The organism is Peribacillus sp. V2I11, from assembly GCF_030817135.1.
GTDB classification, from domain to species: Bacteria; Bacillota; Bacilli; order Bacillales; family DSM-1321; genus Peribacillus; species Peribacillus simplex.
The window spans coordinates 5,369,935-5,390,475 of sequence record NZ_JAUSYW010000001.1; the positions used below are offsets into that span (position 1 = coordinate 5,369,935).

Here is a 20,541-nt window from a genome sequence, read left to right on the forward strand (position 1 = left end):
CCTAATCTCCTGCCTTTTATCTCTTAATATCTTCCATTTTACCTTCCATTGCCGAGAGTATCTCCTTTTCGGTTGCCAAAGGAGTATCTCCAACGACAGTACATGCCAGCATTCCTGATACAGCCGCAAACCGAACTGTCTTTTCAGGGGAATATCCCCGCAATTCGCCATGTAAGATTCCGCTGGTGTAAGCATCGCCAGAACCTATTCTATCATATACGGAAAATGATAGGATATCGGAAAAGTAAAATGTTTCTTCCTTGTACATATACCCCCTCAGCGTATGGCTATTATCACTGTTGATTGAACGATGTGTCCCTGCTATTGATTGAATATTGAATTTCTTGGACACTTCAGGGATCAACTCAATAAGCTGCTCTTCCCTTGTGGAGCCTTCCGACTTCATTCCTAAAATATATAGGGCGTCATTCTCATTCATCATGACAATATCAGCCAAAGAAAGCATTTCTTCATAATGAGGCTTTGCGTCAGCGTAACCTCCCTCCCATAAGGAGGGGCGGTAATTGCAATCGAAACAGACCGTACCGCCTTTTTCATTGACTTTTCTAGCCAGGACCTTCATACTTTCCCGGACATTTTCCGCCATTGCAAGCGTGATTCCGCAAAAATGGATGATATCCGTACTTTCCGAAATCATACCCAGATCATAATCGGAAAAGGATGCTGTATTAAAACTGCTTTCCAGTCGATTGGAATATGTGACACGGCTAGCCCGCTGTCCAAAACCATTTTCCAAAAAGTACATCCCCATGTATTTGCCACCTCTAGAGATGAAGTTCCTTCCTATTCCTAAGCGCTGCAAAGAAGAAATCGCTGAATCCCCAAGCGGGTTATCCGGTAACTTTGTCACAAGATACCCATCATGTCCAAGTTTTGTCATCGCAGAAGCAACGTTTACCCCCGTGCCTGAAAAGGAGTATTGCAAAGTGTTAGCCTGTGATAGCAATTCATGCCCTGGTACCTGCAAACGCATCATTACTTCCCCGAATGCCACAATCCTTTTAGGCATATTTTTCAACCATTTTTTTTGTTATGGCCAATAATTTCCGTACATCCTCCCCATTCGTTTTTCCAGTCTCTTCATCGATGATGGAAGAATATACATGGGGAATAACTTTAGGCACTTTTGCTTCTAATGCGATTTCTAGAATGGTCTCGAAATTATTTAAATCGATTCCACCTGTTGGTTCCAAAGCAAATCCCTCTTCACCACAAGCTTTTGCCACAGCACGATATTCATCTTCATGCTTCAGGCCTTTCATCGGAAAGTATTTCAATGCATTTCCTCCCATATCGCGAACCAGCGCAATGGCAGCTTTGATAGGCACAATGGCAGTTTCACTTGCACCTGCACTTACTGGACCAGTGGAGATATTCACATAACCGACTTTCCCAGTTGGAGAAACAAGTGAATTTATCCAGCTATCCTTCTCACCTAAATTGGCCCTCGTAGCACCAACAGCCGGAAAAACCTGGTTAATATGACTGCCTGGATAGTATTTTGCTATTTCTGCGACAACTGCTGCCTGTCTATTATCGCCCGCGCCCAATCCTATTGAAACGGCCTCATCAATGGCTTCCCCGTATTCTTTCATTGCTGTAACACCAGCTTCCACAGTAGGATAATCCTTTGAAAGTACTCCAACCAATACATGTCCTTCAGCTGCTTCAAAGACTTCCACTGCATTTTCTACACTATTTGCAAGTACATTTAAGGCTACACGATCATTCAATAACCGTTTGTTTATGCTTGTCATCCTTGTTTTCCTCCTAATATGGTTCTTAATTGAGCTTCAATGACATTTATATCATCACCTTGCAATGGACGCGGATCTATATCGAAAAAGCCTTGCCGTATCCCATAATCACGTGTATAAATGGCAATATCCCCATTTCTGAGCTGCTCGTTCACATTTTTCGCCGTTGTTTCCGTTATCAAAGGATCAATGGAAATACGTGCTCTATATATGGCACGACCGGCTTCATCCTGAACTATCGTTACTTTTACGCCATCAATGGAGTCAAGTGATGTGAGAACTTGTAAACTAGCTTTTTCTTTTTCGCTATTATCGGTCTTGACAAAATACTCATCCAATGCCTGAAGCAGCCCAAAGGTAGTTTCCTTACCGACCTTCATGCTCCTTCCGATACAGTGCAATTGAACCTTTAACCATTCGATATATTTCATTCTTCCAGCAACGATACCGGATGTGGGTCCTTCAATGGCTTTTGATCCACTATAAATCGCCAGGTCAGAAAATTGTACATATTTCCCCAAGTCCTCCTCCGCCGCTGCATCGACAATCAGAGGGATATTATTCGTTTTGGCCACTTCCCATGCTTCTTCGACCGATATCATATTTTTCTGAACAGCATGATGCGATTTCACATATAAAATGGCAGAAGTATTTTCATTTATGGCATCCGCAATATGTTCCGCCTTTCCCTCGTTTGCATACCCAACTTCAACCAATTTTCCGCCACCAAGGTAAATCATGGTTTCAACCGGTGCACCATACTGAACGTTATGGCCTTTCAACATGATGATTTCATTCTTTTGAATGAGATCTTGATGAATCCTTTCGCTTTTCCTTCTGTTTCCTTCAGTAACGATCGCCGCTACTGAAAGCGCAATTCCACTTGATGCCGAGTTTACGACCACAGCTGCTTCAGAATGAAGCAAATTCGCTATGTGCTGCCCTGCCTTATCGACTAAATCAGAAATTTCCACATAATTTTGCCCACCTTTTTTCATCGCGTCCATCACTGTGTCAGTAGGGGCAGAAACCCCTAATATGCTCATTCTTCCACTTGCATTAATGACTCTTTTCAAACCGTATTTAGCATTCAATGAATTCTCCATTTATAACCACTCCTTTAACAACAACCCTTTTTTCCGCCATCCTTTTTTCGCCATCGGAATCCAATAAGAGGGTCTGCTCATCCTCAATCGAGAATAAGGTTAAGTTTGCAATATCCCCAGTTGAAATCCTGCCTAGCTCTGGTTTATGCAACCAAGCTGCTGCATTGACCGTAACGGCATCTATTACTTCTTTTAATGGATAACCGAGGTACAAAAATTTTGTAAGCACATTTGCCATATTAAAAACTGGCCCATTCTCTCTGTTTTTACGATATATATCCGTACTGATCGTATTGAAGCGGATTCCCCGCTTTTTCGCCATTTCGGCAGTTTTAAAAGAAAAGCTTGCCGTTCCATGACCTACATCCAAATGAACACCACGTTCAATCGCCTTACTTAACTCAGGCAGTGGCTCTTCTCTTACATCAAATAAATTATTCGCTTTACCATTTAAGAAATGTGTAATAATGTCCTTTTCCTCAAGTAAATCAAGGACTTCCTTAATATCAGGCGGCCCTGAACCGATATGAACCATTAATGGCAAACCAGTTTCGGCCGAGAACTTCCTAGCGATTTTTAATGGCTCGACACCATTTGGACCAACTACACTTTTACTTATTCTCGCTTTAAGTCCAACGACAAACTCCCCGTACTTGGAAATTGCCTTCCTTAATTCCCCTTCGTCCAGCCATGAAATATCCGATAACTCATCAATCCTTTTCAATCCAATCCGCGAAATATTCAGAAAGGCGAAAACATTCGTTTTGGAATTTTCACAACTGCTAACCAGATCAGATATCCTATCTGCCCCCGTGCTTCCCGCATCAATGACCGTCGTTACGCCAGTTTTATATCCAATCTCATCAACCTCATCACCATAAGGATCGAATTCCGGGAAAGCATGTACATGCATATCAATCCATCCGCTCGAAACAAAAACTTTTTGATCATAATCTATTATCTTATCTCCTGTTGCAGTTCCCGGAAGTGCGATTTCTTTAATCATCCCATTTTCCAGTATGATATCCGCTGCATTTCCCTCTAACATCTTTACATTCTTCAGAACTAACGTATCTGTCATTTCCCTCATCCTTTTCGGTACATCCTATCGATTGCAAGTACTTTGTATACGGTTACACTGAATTGTGTGAGAATTCATTTCATTTCTCTTTACAAAAATAGATTATCATATTTTGCCGAACTAATCAATATAACGTTATAATGTTTGATTTGAATTTGCAGAATTTTTTATAGATCATCGCTTATTTTTCTATGTGCTCATTAGTTTCTTCCATAAAGTGTGATCTCATTTAGGTTTTTAAATTTTACGCGGCTATTCTTAAAATAAAAGGCGGGAGGAAAAACAATCTGTTTTTCCTCCCGCCTTTTATTTTTTTACGAATTGTTACAAAATAACCATTGATGTAAGTCTCTACGCTAATTATCCAGAAATAATGCTTTTAAAGAAAAACTAATCTCTTTTTCTTTTGATTCAACCATATGTTGTACATAGAAAATAAATTTCGATCAGCTATTATTACTGAAAACATCCTTATTATAAAACCTAGACAGATAGAAATAAGTACAATTATCACTGTTTTGAAACTTTTTCCCTGGTTTCCATATTTATCTCGACCTCCTTTATAGTCATATAGTATGGTACAATACCAAATATTCACAAAAAAACATAAGGTAGTGTTATGAAAATGAGGAAAAAGTCCTTGTTTTCAATACTAATAAATAAGTTTATTAGTAGTCTCTCATGTCCCAAATGCATTTGCTAAAGAGAAAAATGAAACAACATCTTCATCAACAGAAGTAAACCCTATTGTGGAAGTCCGTTTAATTAGTGATGATTTTATACAAATACAACCAACGGCAAGCATCATTGAAATGAGCAAACCAATTGCTCATCAAGCTAAACTAACAAATTCCCAATTAGGAAAGATGGTAAAGGCTCATCAAAAGGGAACAACATGGTTAAGCATCGTAAGTACTCCTGTGTTTGCAGGTGGACCAACTGCTCCAGCAGGAGTAGCTACTGCACTGGCATCAGCACTCGCTGGCAGTCCTAATAGTTTAATTGCAGCATATCATTCCGGAAAACACGCTTACCATGTATCAGTCTATGCCTGTGGTAAAAAACCAAGTTTATCTAAAATAACGTATATATATTACACTAAGTCAAATCTATCTTTTAGAAGCCCTCGTTAATTAATCAAACGTATTACAGAGGAAATGGTGCTTTCCATAATTATAAAAACCAAGAATGCTGATTTAAATGCATTCTTGGTTTTTATATTTGCCGTACTTTTATTTTTAACTTTTTATAGCAACCCCATAATATATGTCCCGTTCCTATAATGAAAGATTTTAATTTACCTTTTTCGAGCCTTTCCAATGGATTTCCCTCAAACGGTATTTTTGTAGCTTACCTGTTGCCGTTTTCGGTAAAGACTCTACGAATTCAACTTTTGTCGGTGCTTTAAAGTGGGCCATTTTTGAGCGGCAAAAGGCAATGATCTCATTTTCTGTCACTTCCGCTTTGGGGTGCAGCACAATGATTGCCTTAGGCGTTTCTCCCCATTTATCGTCTGGGATGGCAATGACCGCCGCCTCCAAAACATCTGGATGTTTATACAATATCCCTTCCACCTCTGTTGAAGAAATATTTTCTCCCCCGGAAATGATTAAATCCTTAGCCCTGTCCTGTATTTCTATATATCCATCAGGATAGGTCACTGCCAGATCCCCAGTATGAAACCAGCCATCCCTAATTGCTTCGGCCGTCTTTTCCGGATCCTTATAATATCCTTCCATTACAACATTACCGCGAGTAATGATTTCCCCCAGTTCCTTTCCATTCCAAGCGACTGCTTTCCCATCTTGATTGACTACCATCGTTTCCCCATTGAAAACCAATTCAATACCTTGTCTTGCCTTTATCATTGCTTGTTCGTCCGCCGATTTTGCTTCAAACTCATCCTTCCACTCGTTATATAGGATGAAAGGGGAAGTTTCTGTTAATCCATAAACGTGAATCATATTCAAACCAAGGATTTCTTGGGCCTTTTGTATAAGCGCTGCTGCTGGAGGAGCTCCTGCTGTTGCCATCCTTGGACGCACTTTGATATTCGTTTCCTTTGCTTTAGGATCATTCACTAGCATATTGACGACTGTAGGTGCTCCACATAACAATGTAATACTGTGATGGGCGAATAATTTGAGGATAAGGGGGGGATCAACTTTCCTTAAACATACATGAGTCCCGCCAGTAGCCGTTACCGACCATACACCTCCCCAGCCATTAGCGTGAAACATTGGCAGGGTATGTAAGTATACATCGTCATGCTTCACTCCAAGATGATAAATGAAATTAGCCGCGTTCATGTAATTCCCGCGATGGGTTAACATTACCCCTTTTGGTTTTGAAGTCGTTCCACTTGTATAATTTATAGTCAAAAGTTGATTTTCATCGATGGTAACCTCTGGCAGTCCTTCATCAATTGCATGCAAAATGAAATTCTCATAGTCTATTCCAGCTAAAGTGGTTTCATGTCCTTCAACAGGCACGATAATGATTTTTTCCAATGCAAGTTTAGTAATGATCTTTTCGATCGGAGCGGTGAATTCTTCATCGACTATCAACATTTTTGAATCACTATGCTTGATGATATATTCCAAATCCTCTGCAGCAAGCCTATAATTCAAAGGAACCATTACCGCTCCCATTTGACAAATGCCATAAAAACATTCCAACATATAATGCGTATTCGGCAACATTACTGCAATATGGTCGCCTTTTTCAATTCCCGAAGAATACAGTGCTTTGGAAAGTTGATCGGCCCGCTGCCCGAATTCCTTGTATGTAAACTCTTTCTCTTCATCGATGACTGCCACTTTATGAGGATAATATTTTACGGCCCTGCGCTTCCAATCCATTGGGGTTAATGGGGAAAACATTTTTACCATCTCCTTTTTTGAGATTCTCTGCTTACAGCACACTCCTCTGCCTGGTTCGTCATGATGAGTCATTGAGAAAAAATTTCTTAACCCTTTTGATACATATTCATTTTCCAAACGTCATATCTTCTTTAATGGATTTCTTACATCATTTAAAGAATCATTGAATGACCCCTAACCTTTATACTCTTTGGAATGCATATTGATTTTTTTAATTATTCTGATAATTAACCTCCTAAAAACAGTGGAATTCACTGCTTTAATAAATAGAGCTTCTTCTTTCTATTATAATGGAAATCGTATACGTCAGGAAGACTATATTTTATTCTCTATACGTGACGACACATGTTCGGTCAGTTTCCCAACGATTTGCTTAAGCCGTTCCGTTTCCTCTTCATTTAGGACGCTATAATAGTCACGAAAGATTTTGGCAAAACTCTTATTGATGGAATGGTAGGCTTCCCTTCCACTTTCGGTGGATTGGATAAAAACGACCCGCCGATCATCCTCACTGTGTACCCTCTCAATCATTTTCTTCCGTTCAAGCCGGTCAATTAGTGCAGTTCCTGCTGCAGGTTTGATCTTCAAATGATGCGAAACATCTTTAACTGCTATGGATTCATTCAAGACTATTAATTGCAATGCGCGAAACTGTACAGAAGTTAAATCATATTTAACCAATAACGGTTCCACCAATTCCTGTGAGAGACTGCTTAGTTCCCTGATTTCTAGATGTAAATTATACAATTCACTTGAATTCATGTTTGACAATCCTTTCTTATTGACACTATCTATCTAAAACTATAACATAATTAACGTATCAAAAAATTAACCATGCGAACTAAATTGGTTATTGATTTTTAAAGAGAGAGAGAGGCTGTCCATGTCAGCAGAACAACGTAAAAAGATCATTATCCTTATGATCAATATGTTTATAGCAATAGGTAGTTTCGGTATCATCATTCCCATTTTACCAGCATACCTGGCCTCCATTAATCAAGGCGGAACCGCCGCTGGCCTAATGATTGCCATTTTCGCAGGTGCACAACTTATTTTTTCGCCAATTGCCGGAAAATGGACTGACCAATTCGGGCGCAGAAAAATGATTATTTATGGATTGGTCGGTTTGACATTATCCATGTTTATTTTTTATGCAGTCAATTCCATTTGGTTATTATATGCTTCACGTATCATTGGTGGGATTGGGGCAGCATTGCTTATCCCCGCAATTTTTGCTTATGTAGCCGATATCACCACATTTGATCAACGTGCAAAAGGCAATAGTTTAGTATCTGCCGCCATGTCCCTGGGAATTGTAGTCGGTCCAGGAATTGGAGGTTTTTTAGCTGACTTTGGCTTGAAGTTTCCCTTTTTGATTTCTGCGCTGGTATCCCTATCAGCTGTGGTATTTTCGATTTTTGTTTTAAAAGAAAGCGAAACGGCAAAGGTTACTCATTCCATGGATGCAAAAACTGAAACGATGGTTCGGAAGATTGCTTTATCCGTGAAAATGCCCTATTTCATCCCACTCATCATTACTCTTGTAATGAGCTTTGGCTTAATGGCATATGAATCTGTAATTGGTCTTTATCTTGATAATCAATTCAATTCAAGTCCTAAGGACATCGCCGTCATGGTTACAGCCACCGGTATCGTCAGTGTAATAGTACAACTGTTTGTCGTCGACCGGATTGTAAAGCGTTTCGGGGAAGTGAATGTACTGAATATCTTTATCAGTGTTGCGGCCATCGGTTTCCTCCTATCACTTTTTGCTTCAAGTTACCTGATTTTCTTTTTAATTTCACTGATCATCTTCCTTTCCACCTCCATCTTACGTCCAGTTCTTAACACACTGATTTCCAAGATGGCAGGGAATGAGCAGGGCTTTGCAATGGGTATGAATAATGCGTATATGAGCATCGGAAATGTGCTCGGACCTACACTTGCCGGAATGATGTATGATGTCCACATTACCTACCCGTTCATGTTGGGCCTTTTCCTCTTATTCATTACTTTGATGATTACCATGGCTTGGCAAAAGCGATCTCTTCATGCAAAGGCATTATCCTAGAGCTTAAAAAGGCATTTCAAGTTTTATACCTTGATGAAACCCCCGAGTAGCAGCCGTTATTCGGGGGTTTTCATTATGATTTTTATTTCCTTTCTTCTTGTAATCGAGATCCTCCAAAACAGTTTAATCACGAGTAAATGCTTCAAATTCATGCAGAACAGTTCAAAATCTTGCGTAACATTCGAATTCACGAGTAAACGCTTCAAATTCACGAGTAAATGTAGGATTCTCACGAGTATTTGCTCCAATTTCACGAGTAAATGGCTCAAACTCACGAGTAACGCTTCAAACTCTTGAGTATTTGCTCCATATTCATGTGTAAATGACACAAAACCTTGCGTAATGTTCGAATTCACGAGTAGTTGCTCCATTTGTTCCTTAAGTTAATGATTTTATTTGACCAAAATAAAAAGCGGCCTTATTTCTGAGAATAAGGCCGCTTATCATTCAGTTTTTCTCATTTCATATTATTAAAAGGGGAAAATGAATTTCATTTAATATAAACGGCTTTTTTCCCTTCACTACTTTCAAAAGCCGCATCAATGATTCTAATGACCGATAACCCCTCTTGGGCAGTGACTGGAGCCTTTTTCCCGCTCAATATACTATCGGCAACTGACTGGTAATACGTTAAATAAGATCCATGCAGTGTTTCAATGGTTTCATGTATCTCATTTTCTCCTTCAACCGTAACCAGCTTTCCATAGAATTCGGGATCATCTGCACCCCAAGAGTCATTCACCGGTTTTTTACCCTCACTTAGGGCCGCCTCTTGGCAATCAAGACCGTATTTGATAAATGACCCTTTACTTCCATGCACCTGATACCGCGGTCCATTATACGGAACGATTGAGCCTGAATGCAAGATAACTCTTAGCTTTTCATATCCTAATATCACATGGAAATAATCATCCGTTTCTGCATTTTCTTTTTGGGAAAATACATCTGCCCAAACGAATTGCGGCAATCCAAACAAATGCAGTGCTTGATCGATGAGATGTGATCCTAAATCATAAAGCATGCCTGATCCCGGGCCTGGTTTTTCCCTCCATCTATCCCTGACCACAGGCCTGTAACGATCATAATGGACCTGGTATGTATTGATTTCCCCAAGCACTCCATCAACCATAAGTTTTTTCACAGTCAAAAAGTCATTATCCCATCTCCGGTTATGATAGACACTTAATAGAAGATTCTTTTCCTCGGCAATCTTAATGAGTTCCTCTGCCTCCCAAGCTTCCACTACCATCGGCTTTTCGAGGATGACATGCTTCCCTGCTAACAAGCTTTGCTTGGCCATGTCATAATGCAATCCACTCGGTGTCGTAATAACAGCCAAATCAATGGACGAGTCTTCAAGAACTTCCTCTATGCTACCTACCACTTCCACATCTTTCAAATCTTTTTGGACTTTTTCCTTATTGGAGCTGACAACTTTCACTATTTGAAACTGCCCTAAAACACTTAGTAATGGCGCGTGAAAAGTAGCTCCTGACAATCCGTACCCAACTATGCCCACTTTAATTTTTCTCATTCTCGTTCCCACTCGCTTTCTTCTTCCTCTTAAACAATTATAAACTGCTCATACGTTCTATATTTCATTGTCGCGGTACGTATCTCTCAAAAACTTGACAGACTGGTTAATCAATTCTTTCAATACATTAATATCGATATCTGCCACTTTATTGATGTACACACACCCTTTTCCGGAAGTGTGTTTTCCAAATGCCTGTAACAATTCTTCCCTTTTTTTATCCCCTGGAGAGAAATATAAACTGATTTTAGCTTTTCGAGGGGAAAAGCCTACCAGAGGAGCATCGCCTTCGTGACCTGATTCATATTTAAAATGATAGATACCGAACCCAATGATGCTCGGTCCCCACATCTTTGCCTCATAACCTGTCGTTTTGGTGAAAACATCCAATAATTCATATGCATCTTCACGCTTTTTTGGATTATCGACGTTCTCAATGAACTCAATGACACTACTGTCAGTTTCTTTTGTTTTTTGTTTATACATGACCGGAACCTCCCATACTAAAAGTTTGAAAAATGCAAAAGATATCCCTTGCTCAAAACTTAGTACACTATATGATCGTGTTTTTAGATTGACGTGTATGTATACAGCCTTCATTACCGCTGAATTCCTAACTATTCAAATGATTGGCGGACGAGCTTCATTACTAATTCTCCAAGATTCATGGCAAATCCTTCATTCGATACCCTTATATATTATAGAACATTGATTCGTTTTATTCTATTTTAAGAGCAGAGTTTATAAAGATAAATCTTTTGCGCGTTTAAAATCAGTACTTTATCATATAAATCTTACGATCAGAAAATATAATTCTGATCGTAGATTTTTAGTGTATCAGTTGCATTAAAAAGGCAAAATGCAGTTTATCCAGACCTATTGCCGCCGGATCTTTTCAATTTCATCAGCTATGAATTGTACCTGTGTCCCTACGATGACTTGAATGCTTTGGGGACCCACGATATTGATTCCAGCAACCCCTGTTGATTTGATTTTATTCTGATCGACAGCTCCCATATTCTCCACCTCAACCCTTAATCGGGTTACGCAGTTATCTACAGATGTTACGTTGGCGTCTCCGCCTAATCCCTCATAAATAACGGAAGCCATTCCAAAGAATTTACTCTCATTATTCCCGCCTTGACTGTTGTCTGCTTCCGCAATCGCTCCTCCGCCATCAAGCTCATCTTCTGTATCATCTTCTCTGCCGGGAGTCATTAAATTAAACCTTGTTATCAAGAATCGGAATAAGAAATAGTAGATGACAGCAAAAGCCAGTCCTTGAAGAAGTAGCATATAAGGTTCATTTGCCAATGGCAATCTTGAACTTAAAACAAAGTCTATGAATCCTGCACTAAAACCAAACCCTGCTGTCCATTGGAAAGTCGCAGCAATAGCTAACGATATTCCCGTTAATAAGGCATGCACAACAAATAGGGCTGGTGCAACAAACATGAAAGCAAATTCCAACGGTTCAGTAACGCCTGTGAAAAATGAAGCGAAACCGGCTGCGAGCATTAGTGAGGCCACTTGTTTTTTCTTCCGTGATTTTGCCGAATGGTACATGGCAAGAGCCGCAGCCGGTAAACCGAACATCATGACGGGAAAGAATCCGGCTTGATACATGCCTGTGGTTCCTTTTATTCCTGTTCCAGCCCAGAATTTACCGATATCGTTAAGTCCTATTACATCGAACCAGAATACGGAGTTTAACGCATGATGTAAACCTGTTGGTATCAAAAGCCGATTGAAGAATCCGTAGAGTCCTGCTCCAGCAGCACCTAGTTCACTTATTCCTTCCCCAAATATAACTAACCAGGAGTAAATGAGTGGCCATACGAAGAATAATATAAGAGAAACCAGTAACATGGCAACCGCAGTAAGGATCGGAACAAGGCGTTTACCGCTAAAGAAAGCGAATGCATCCGGCAGTTCGACCTTACTGAACCGATTATACATAGCTGCCGCTAGAAGACCCGAGAGGATTCCCACAAATGCATTTTCTATTTTCTCAAATGCTGGATTTACATCTTTTGCATCAATCCCCTGCAGCATCGCTACCGAGTCCGTGGAAAGCAATGTCGTTATGACTAGATAGGCTACCAGCCCGCTCAAAGCGGCGGCTCCATCTTTTCCTTTCGACATCCCCAACGCCACTCCAACAGCAAACAAGATAGCCATATTGTCAATGATCGAAGATCCCGCTTTTATTAAGAAAGCTGCTAACGGACTTCCCGCTCCCCATCCTGCTGGATCTATCCAATAACCAATCCCCATTAAAATGGCGGCTGCCGGCAATACGGCTACTGGCAGCATCAAGGAACGTCCAATTTTTTGAAGATATTTTTTCATTCCGCTTTCCTCCTGACAATTACTGATTTAGGGCAAACCCCATATTCTATTAGACAACGGTTCCTTACATTTTAGAACTTCATTTCATTTATAAATTTGACTATATTCTGGAATAAAGTCTTAGCGATTTACTCCTCCTTCGAAAGTTCATAAAAAAAGAAAAGTCCAACCGGACTTTTCTTTTCAGACTGTAGACAAACTCGATGAAAATCGAGTTTGTCTATTTTTATGGCTTGTACAATTTGGACGTTGATTTCCACTCCAGGCACTCGCTTTCCGCGGGCGGTCGGGGAGCCTCCTCGGCTTTCGCCTGCGGGGTCTCCCCTAGACGCGCTTTTCCCGCAGGAGTCTCGTACCTTCCGTTCCAATCAACTTTGTCTTACCTTTTAGATAGAACACTTTTGCCTGGAGTCATTTTTGTTTTAAAATAGAAGTATTAAAACTTGAAGTGATGAGGATGCTTTCTAAACATGATTCTATTCAGCGAGATCAACTTGAAATGATTACTTTAGATCAACTGGTGCCACCGAACCATTTGGTTCGTAAAATGGAGGCTGCCATTGACTTCACTTTCATTTATGACTTGGTGAAAGATATGTATTCAGAGGTAGGACGCCCAAGTATTGATCCAGTTATTTTAGTTAAACTGACTTTCATTCAATATACCTTCGGTATTCGTTCCATGCGTAAAACGATTGAAGAAGTTGAAACCAATATGGCTTACCGTTGGTTCTTAGGCTATGGTTTCCATGATAAAGTACCTCATTTCTCTACGTTCGGGAAAAATTATGAGCGACGCTTTAAAGATACAGACCTATTTGAACAGATTTTCTATCGCATTTTAATGACAGCTTCTTATAAAAAAGTTAATAAGTGCTGAACACGTTTTCGTGGATTCCACACATGTGAAAGCCAGTGCGAATAAACGGAAATTTGAAAAGAAAATCGTTCGTAAAGAAACACGAGCGTATCAAGGACGTCTTCAAATCAAGATCGTGAAAACCATGGAAAAAAGCCTTTTCCACCAGATAAATTTGATAAAGAAGAGACCAAAGAGATTAAAGAAAGTACAACGGATTCTGAGAGTGGCTACTATGTGAAAGATGAACGAACAAAACAGTTTGCCTATTCATTCCACGCGGCCGCAGACCGCAACGGTTTTGTATTGGGAACGATTGTAACACCTGGAAATACACATGACAGTCAGATCTTAGAGCCACTAGTTGAACAAGTGATTGAGAAAGTTGGAAAACCGGAAGCCGTTGCCGCAGATGCAGCTTATAAAACACCAGCGATTACAAGCTACCTATTTAACAAAGAAATCATACCGGCTTTACCTTATACACGTCCTCGCACCAAAGAAGGATTTTTCCGCAAACAGGACTATGTATACGATGAACATTTTGATTGTTACCTTTGCCCTTCGGGCGAAACTTTAAAGTACTCAACAACAAATAAAGAGGGCTATCGCGAGTACAAATCGCCAAAACAAATTTGTACAACATGCTCATTTTTATCTCGGTGTACAGAAAGCAAAGACTGTCAAAAAGTGGTGACACGGCATATCTGGCAAACACATGTGGAAGAAGCAGATCATCTGCGTCATCATCAAGATGTAAAACCTATATATGCAAAACGTAAAGAAACGATTGAGCGTGTATTCGCAGATGCAAAAGAAAAGCATGGTATGCGTTGGACTACTTTAAGGGGACTTAAAAAATTGTCGATGCAGGCGATGCTTACTTTCGCTGCCATTAATTTAAAGAAGATGGCCAATTGGACATGGCGAGGTCAAAAATGGCCTAACATAGTGGGCTCGTAGAGCCCCAATCTCTTAACTTTAGGAGAAAATTCAAAGGGAATTTCAAAAGGGGTTCAGAATTTTTTAATTCCGAACCCCTTTTGTCTACAAACTGAAAAGAAAAGTCCAACCGGACTTTTCTTTTTTCACTTATTTATAGAGCAAGTAATTTTTGCGAAGCTTTTTAAAAGCATCCTGCTTTACTTGATATTCTTTCATGATTTCATTTACTGATGAACCTTCTTCGATTCTTGACATTATCCAGCCATTGCCAATCAATAAATTGAAATTATTGGCTGCAAGGAATTCGAAATCACCAGGATATAGATCCTGAATGGTCTTGATGATATGAAGTCCAGTAGGGACAGCCTTGAATTCCTCTCTATCAGTTATATAAATTTCCACTCCGTGGCTAAGTTTACCTGCATGTTTTGAGAATGTAGGCGTAAAGGAGGCTGCCCTGAATTTTACACCAGGTAACCTTAACGCATTTAATTTCCCAGCAAGCTCATCACTGTTTATATAAGGAGCACCAATCAACTCGAATGGTTTAGTCGTTCCTCTGCCTTCCGAGACATTCGTTCCCTCGATCAAGCCTGTAGCCGGATATACGAACGTAGTGGAAACTGTCGGCATATTCGGTGACGGCAAGACAAAAGGGAGGCCAGTATCGTCATAATCCATATCTCGCTTCCAGCCTTTCATCTTGATGACCTTTAAATCTGCACCAATTTTAAATTCCTTATTGAACAAAGTCGCTAGTTCCCCAACAGTCATCCCATGCTTAAGCGGTATTGGGTACAAACCAACAAACGATGAGAATTCGGGTTCAAGTACCGGCCCATCTACCGACTCCCCGCCTTGTGGATTCGGCCGGTCAAGCACGATAAAGGGGATATCATTTTCTTTGGCTGCTTCCATTGCATAAGCCATCGTGTAGATATAAGTGTAATAACGTGTTCCGACATCCTGGATATCAAAAACAAGGACCTCAACATCCTTTAACATTTCTGGCGTCGGTTTTTTCGTTTTGCCATATAAGCTATAAACGGGTAACCCTGTTTTTTCATCAATATAATATTCAACGCTTGCACCAGCTTGCGCGTCTCCACGCACTCCATGTTCAGGACCAAATAACGCTGTCAAATTAATATCCGGATCATCATTAAGTAAATCGACGATGCTGGTTAATTTTGAATCGATGCCAGTTGGATTCGTAATCAAGCCGACTTTCTTTCCGCTTAACACGTTCTTTTCTTCTTTTAAAAGAACTTCAATACCGGGACTGACCTTTTGTTTTTTCTTCTCTTTAACAGCGGTTACACTTTTTGAGGAAACGATTCCAAAAGTCAAAAGACAAATGGTAAATAGGATCATCATTCTTTTCAAATTGCTTCCCTCCCTATTTTTTAATGGGTCTTCCAGATTTAATATCTAATCCATATCCAAATCTATAAAGGCTTTCATTGGGCTTCGTTACTGATGGTATATCGACCGGCAACGTGCCTTTAGGTTTTGATCCTCCAAAAATGGTCGAGATGCCTGCCGGGATATTTGGCTGTCTATAACGCCCATTCGAATACCCTTTGAACCCGTAAACAGCAAGAACCGCTTTCGCTTCTTCAAAGTTTGCAACATCATAAGGGTTTCTTAAACTCATTAAAACAAATTCTTTATCTCTCTTCTTAGCATGATTCATGACCGCCCTAGGGAAGGCGGTTGCCCACTTCGACCAATCTTGAATGCTATCATCTATCACTCCATCATTGACAGCCGGATCGTTTTTGACAATATAGGAACCAGTTATGACAAAGTCCGATTCATCAATGAGTCTGGCCACTTGATCTGTAAATGACTTTCCTGAAAAACTCATACCCGTTATCTGGACTTTCTTTATTTTCTTTTTATCAGCTAGTTCGCTGATGCTCCTGGACATGGATTCAACCTGGTCATCAAAAGGAGCAAGAATTAAAACTTTATCATTTTTCTTAGGTTTGAAAGGCAACGTTTTGTCTTCATTTTTCAATAGAGTGATGGCTTCTTCCGCGATTTTCCTTTCTTTTTTCAAATGATCTTCATTCCCGACCACTTGAAGCGCAGTTTCGATTTTTTTATCGATCGGAGTATAATCAGGGTTTAATATCCCTCTTTTCACTTTCAGTTCAAGTATCCTCGTTACAGATTGATTGACTTGACCTAGAGGAATTTCCCCGCTTTCCACTGCTGCCTTCACTGCATTGAATACAGAGGTTATATTATTTTCCATTCGAAGCGAATTAACCTGTGCAGGCATCAATGCAATATCAACACCAGATTTCAGGGCAAGTACCACAGCTTCTTCCTGTCCGAAGTTGTCCGCGATGGCTTTCATATTCAAAGCATCTGTAACCACAACACCGTCAAAATCCATTTCTTCTCGTAATAGACCCGTGATGACCTTATGTGACAACGTTGCAGGAACCATAATTTCTTGACCGTCTTTTTTACTGATATACGTAGTGTCATCGAATGCAGGAAATTGAACATGTGCAGTCATCATCATATCAACTCCAGCATCGATGGCCCTTTGGAAAGGGACCAACTCGATGGAGCGCAAACGTTCTTTATCATGAGAAACAAGGGGGAGACCATAATGACTATCGACTGCTGTATCTCCGTGGCCTGGGAAATGCTTGGTCGTCGCTATCATGTTCTGATTTTGCAATCCTTTTATCGTCTGAATGCCAAGCTTTGATACAAGTTCCGGATCAGAACTGAAGGAACGAACGCCAATGACAGGATTTCCGGGATTATTATTGACATCGACAGACGGCCCGAAATTGACATTTATGCCAAGTGACGACAGTTCCTTGCCTATGATTTCTCCAGATTGATAAGCGTAACTCTCATTTCTGGCTGCACCAAGTGCCATATTACCAGGAAGGTTCGTTCCAGTTTGAAGGCGAGTTACGATTCCTCCTTCCTGATCAATCGTTATGAACAGCGGAAGTTCCGGGCTTGCCATCTGCAAACCATCGGTGAGCCGAACCGTTTGTTCGGTATCGACTACATTCTCAGCAAACAGAATCACACCGCCAAGATGATATTTTTTGATGATGCTTGCAACTTCTGAGTTCATTTCAATAAACCCGGTCGCTTTCGCTTCTCCTTGTTTTTGCCAATTACGAAAATCCGGCATGAGCATTTGACCAACTTTTTCATCGATTGTCATGTTCTCTACGATTTCCTGAATATCCGATACTGATTTTTCATTCTCTGATCCTTTTGCTGTCGCATTTCCTCCCAGAATGGATAAAACCAAGAATAATGCGATTCCAGCAGGGGCACATATCCTTTTTATCATTTAGGCTTCCTCCCTTGTATACTTTTTAGTTCTGTAAGCAACAATTCCATATCCACTTCCATGAAGAGATAAAAATGAATGGAAATGAACTATATAGACCCTATAAAGAAATCAAGGCAGCATCGGGAATCCCAGAAGCCGCCTCTTTTTCAAGCCTTCATGAAATATATCCATTTATTATCCCTGTATAATTGATTCATGGAGCCCAATTGGTCACTCAATTATAAGTTTTATCGTTTGGCCAGGCTTTAGAAGGGACAGCAAGGGAATATCTTCTTCTATAACTCTCCCTATCACATTAACTCGGTGATTTGCACCTAGGTCCCTCTTGCAAATTTGAACCTCTCCCCGATATCTTCCGAAAGCATCATTGTCCATCGTTATGGATCCAAGGCTTCGTGCAACTGTATTACTCGGCTCAACATTTTCTTTAACCCGTGTATTCTGCAGCCGGAAAACATCTTGAGAAACATCTGGCCTCAATTTATACTGCCCGCTTTGTAAGAGGTTGGATTCCATTCTAACAGTTAGAATATTTAGATTTTTATAAGCGATCAGATTCTCAAGCAGATTATTCTCCGTTCCTTGATCTCCAATGTAAACTCCTTCCACATGCTGAAGCAGCTCAATACCGGCAGCGTAAGGATTCATCAACCTGTGTTTTTCAAGCGTTGGAAGACCCTCATGAAGAGGACCGCGTTTACTTCCTGCACCCGGGATGAAAGCAAAGATCGGTATGCCGTATTTCTTGAACATTCGATTTTGTTCATGAAAGAATTCTTCCTCAAGTCCCGTTTCAAGCCTTGGATAAAAGTTGTGCCAAGCTATTAACCTTTCCGGTTCCACACCGCCCCCAAGCACGGCTAAAAGTTCATCTTCATTCAACGTACTTGCATTTAGTGAGAGTGAAAACACCTTCGATAAAGATATGATCGTTTCTTTATCAAACCCATCATCAAGGCGAATACCTTTAATACCTAATGGCCATAAATCCGTAAATTTGCTAATCCCCAAATGATCAAGCGTATTTAAAGAGACATCTGCATGGATTTCCATTCCATAGGCCTCTGAGAGCTTTAAAAGCCTGATCATCCCCCTCACTAGATCACCCTTTTCTTCAGGAATATGAAGCGAGGTAAATGCTTTCTTCACTCCCATGTTAGCAGCATGGATGATTTGTGTTTCTGCACGCGGGTCTTGTAGATAAAAAGAGATTCCAATCACTTGAATTCAACCGCCATTTCATCTTTGAATCCAAACAAATACGTAAAAATAAATCCTGCTATATAGGAAATGAACAACCCAGCGAGGAACAGTCCGATTTGGTTTGGATGAACTAAAAAGGTAAGCGGCAGTCCGGACACGCCGATGGACGACGTTGCGATTCCGAATTGAGCTTGGAATGCTCCACCTACTCCCGCACCTAAACATGCAGTTAAGAAAGGCCGGCCCAATGGCAGCGTCACTCCAAATATAAGGGGTTCACCGATACCAAGCATCCCGGAAGGAAGGCCTCCTCCGATAGCTCTCTTCAGACTTGCTTTCTTCGTTTTCATATAGATGGCAAATGCCGCTCCCACTTGGCCTGCGCCACCCATCGCCAAAATGGGAAGCAGTGGATCATCACCAATCGAATTGATCAATTCTAGATGGACAGGCGTTAAACCTTGATGTAAACCAGTAATGACGAGAGGGAGGAAGGCCGCACCAAGCACGAATCCAGCTACAACACCACCGAAATCCAATACATTCAATAACCCAGTCGTAATGGCATCCGATAAAAACCCTCCTACCGGCATAAATACAATGTAAGTGACAATCCCAGTAATGAGTAAAGCGATGGTTGGCGTCAAAATGATATCCAGTGATTGAGGAATGAATTTCCTGACCTGTTTTTCCACCAAGGCTATGAAAATAGCTGCAAAGAGGACTCCTATCAACCCACCGCGGCCAGGGAGCAAATTTTCACCGAACAATGAAATGTCGCCGACGGCCGGGTTGATGACCAAGATGCCTGCAAGTGCACCAAGTGCAGGTGATCCACCGTATTCTTTTGCTGCATTGGTCCCAACCAAAATCCCCAAGTAGGCAAACAGCCCCGATCCGATAACGGTTAAAATGATGGCTAATTGCGATTCTGCAGCAAGCCAGCCCGCTTGAACGATTGCTTTTGTAATACCGGTAATCAAACCTGATGCCACTAAGGCAGGAATTAAAGGGATGAAAATACTTGCAATCCTGCGTAAAAAAAGTTTAAACGGTTTTGCGTTTTTCCTATCGATCTCTGATTTATTCTTCGAGGCTACTTCTTTTAGGTTCAATTCGCCAGAAGATTCCTCCAGAAGCTTTTCAAATTCTGTATGAACCTTGTTCACCACGCCTGGCCCGAGGACGATTTGTATCGTTTCCTCTTCAATGACGCCAAAAACGCCTTCCGTATTTTTTATATCTTCCATTTTTACTTTCGAACGATCGATTGGCAGTACCCTTAGTCTGGTCATACAATGTGCAGCATCGGCAACATTAGATGCCCCACCCAATTTCCCCAATAACTCTTCTGCTAAACTGGCGTACTTATCCCCCTTACCCATTC

General features: G+C 40.7%; 16 protein-coding genes and 1 pseudogene. 3 read left to right on the plus strand and 14 right to left on the minus strand.

Annotated elements, in window-relative coordinates; translation table 11 throughout:
- Positions 1–16 precede the first annotated feature (16 nt).
- From QFZ73_RS26150 to QFZ73_RS26165, 4 genes are read right to left on the minus strand one after another with little or no spacing between them, the layout of a single operon-like run.
- On the minus strand, positions 17–1,030 hold the full coding sequence (locus QFZ73_RS26150; protein WP_307272360.1) for a sugar kinase: 1,014 nt from the start codon (positions 1,028–1,030) through the stop codon (positions 17–19).
- Positions 1,023–1,778 carry a 2-dehydro-3-deoxy-phosphogluconate aldolase gene (gene dagF / locus QFZ73_RS26155; protein WP_251434588.1) on the minus strand — a complete coding sequence of 252 codons (756 nt, stop codon included), beginning with the start codon at positions 1,776–1,778 and terminating at the stop codon, positions 1,023–1,025. The genes QFZ73_RS26150 and dagF overlap by 8 nt, the downstream gene beginning before the upstream one ends.
- A complete protein-coding gene (locus QFZ73_RS26160; protein WP_307272363.1) occupies positions 1,775–2,884 on the minus strand; it encodes a DgaE family pyridoxal phosphate-dependent ammonia lyase in 1,110 nt (369 codons plus the stop codon). The genes dagF and QFZ73_RS26160 overlap by 4 nt, the downstream gene beginning before the upstream one ends.
- Positions 2,862–3,965 carry an amidohydrolase/deacetylase family metallohydrolase gene (locus QFZ73_RS26165; protein WP_251434594.1) on the minus strand — a complete coding sequence of 368 codons (1,104 nt, stop codon included), beginning with the start codon at positions 3,963–3,965 and terminating at the stop codon, positions 2,862–2,864. The genes QFZ73_RS26160 and QFZ73_RS26165 overlap by 23 nt, the downstream gene beginning before the upstream one ends.
- A gap of 749 nt (positions 3,966–4,714) precedes the next feature.
- Here QFZ73_RS26165 and QFZ73_RS26170 point away from each other — a divergent pair.
- A complete protein-coding gene (locus QFZ73_RS26170) occupies positions 4,715–5,098 on the plus strand; it encodes a hypothetical protein (RefSeq protein ID WP_307272366.1) in 384 nt (127 codons plus the stop codon).
- 159 nt (positions 5,099–5,257) lie between these two features.
- Here QFZ73_RS26170 and QFZ73_RS26175 read toward each other — a convergent pair whose 3' ends face one another.
- Together QFZ73_RS26175 and QFZ73_RS26180 are read right to left on the minus strand one after the other, a co-directional pair.
- Positions 5,258–6,847: a long-chain-fatty-acid--CoA ligase gene (locus QFZ73_RS26175; protein WP_307272368.1), complete on the minus strand. Its 1,590-nt coding sequence runs from the start codon at positions 6,845–6,847 to the stop codon at positions 5,258–5,260.
- 315 nt (positions 6,848–7,162) lie between these two features.
- Complete coding sequence (locus QFZ73_RS26180; protein WP_251434603.1) at positions 7,163–7,609, minus strand: MarR family winged helix-turn-helix transcriptional regulator; 447 nt, start codon at positions 7,607–7,609, stop codon at positions 7,163–7,165.
- A 121-nt stretch (positions 7,610–7,730) separates the two neighbouring features.
- On the opposite strand from QFZ73_RS26180, the gene QFZ73_RS26185 reads away from it, so the two are divergent.
- Entirely contained in the window at positions 7,731–8,918 is a 1,188-nt protein-coding gene (locus tag QFZ73_RS26185) for an MFS transporter (RefSeq protein WP_251434606.1), read from the plus strand.
- A gap of 56 nt (positions 8,919–8,974) precedes the next feature.
- On the opposite strand, the gene QFZ73_RS26190 is transcribed toward QFZ73_RS26185, so the two are convergent.
- From QFZ73_RS26190 to nagE, 4 genes are all read right to left on the minus strand, one after another.
- Entirely contained in the window at positions 8,975–9,274 is a 300-nt protein-coding gene (locus QFZ73_RS26190; RefSeq protein WP_251434609.1) for a hypothetical protein, read from the minus strand.
- Between the two features lie 134 nt (positions 9,275–9,408).
- Entirely contained in the window at positions 9,409–10,452 is a 1,044-nt protein-coding gene (locus tag QFZ73_RS26195; RefSeq protein ID WP_307272373.1) for an oxidoreductase, read from the minus strand.
- A gap of 57 nt (positions 10,453–10,509) precedes the next feature.
- A complete protein-coding gene (locus tag QFZ73_RS26200) occupies positions 10,510–10,938 on the minus strand; it encodes a DUF1801 domain-containing protein (RefSeq protein ID WP_251434615.1) in 429 nt (142 codons plus the stop codon).
- A gap of 390 nt (positions 10,939–11,328) precedes the next feature.
- A complete protein-coding gene (gene nagE, locus QFZ73_RS26205) occupies positions 11,329–12,804 on the minus strand; it encodes an N-acetylglucosamine-specific PTS transporter subunit IIBC (protein ID WP_307272375.1) in 1,476 nt (491 codons plus the stop codon).
- A 457-nt stretch (positions 12,805–13,261) separates the two neighbouring features.
- Here nagE and QFZ73_RS26210 point away from each other — a divergent pair.
- Positions 13,262–14,626 (plus strand): annotated as a pseudogene (locus QFZ73_RS26210) (IS1182 family transposase).
- A gap of 129 nt (positions 14,627–14,755) precedes the next feature.
- Here QFZ73_RS26210 and QFZ73_RS26215 read toward each other — a convergent pair.
- From QFZ73_RS26215 to QFZ73_RS26230, 4 genes are all read right to left on the minus strand, one after another.
- Positions 14,756–15,994: an exo-beta-N-acetylmuramidase NamZ family protein gene (locus QFZ73_RS26215; protein ID WP_373458982.1), complete on the minus strand. Its 1,239-nt coding sequence runs from the start codon at positions 15,992–15,994 to the stop codon at positions 14,756–14,758.
- Positions 15,995–16,007: 13 nt separating this feature from the next.
- Positions 16,008–17,948: a glycoside hydrolase family 3 protein gene (locus QFZ73_RS26220; RefSeq protein WP_307272377.1), complete on the minus strand. Its 1,941-nt coding sequence runs from the start codon at positions 17,946–17,948 to the stop codon at positions 16,008–16,010.
- A gap of 213 nt (positions 17,949–18,161) precedes the next feature.
- Positions 18,162–19,172: a MupG family TIM beta-alpha barrel fold protein gene (locus QFZ73_RS26225; RefSeq protein WP_307272379.1), complete on the minus strand. Its 1,011-nt coding sequence runs from the start codon at positions 19,170–19,172 to the stop codon at positions 18,162–18,164.
- Positions 19,169–20,539, minus strand: a complete 1,371-nt coding sequence (locus QFZ73_RS26230) for a PTS transporter subunit EIIC (RefSeq protein ID WP_251431667.1) — start codon at positions 20,537–20,539, stop codon at positions 19,169–19,171. Before QFZ73_RS26230 ends, QFZ73_RS26225 begins: the two co-directional genes overlap by 4 nt.
- Positions 20,540–20,541: the final 2 nt, after the last annotated feature.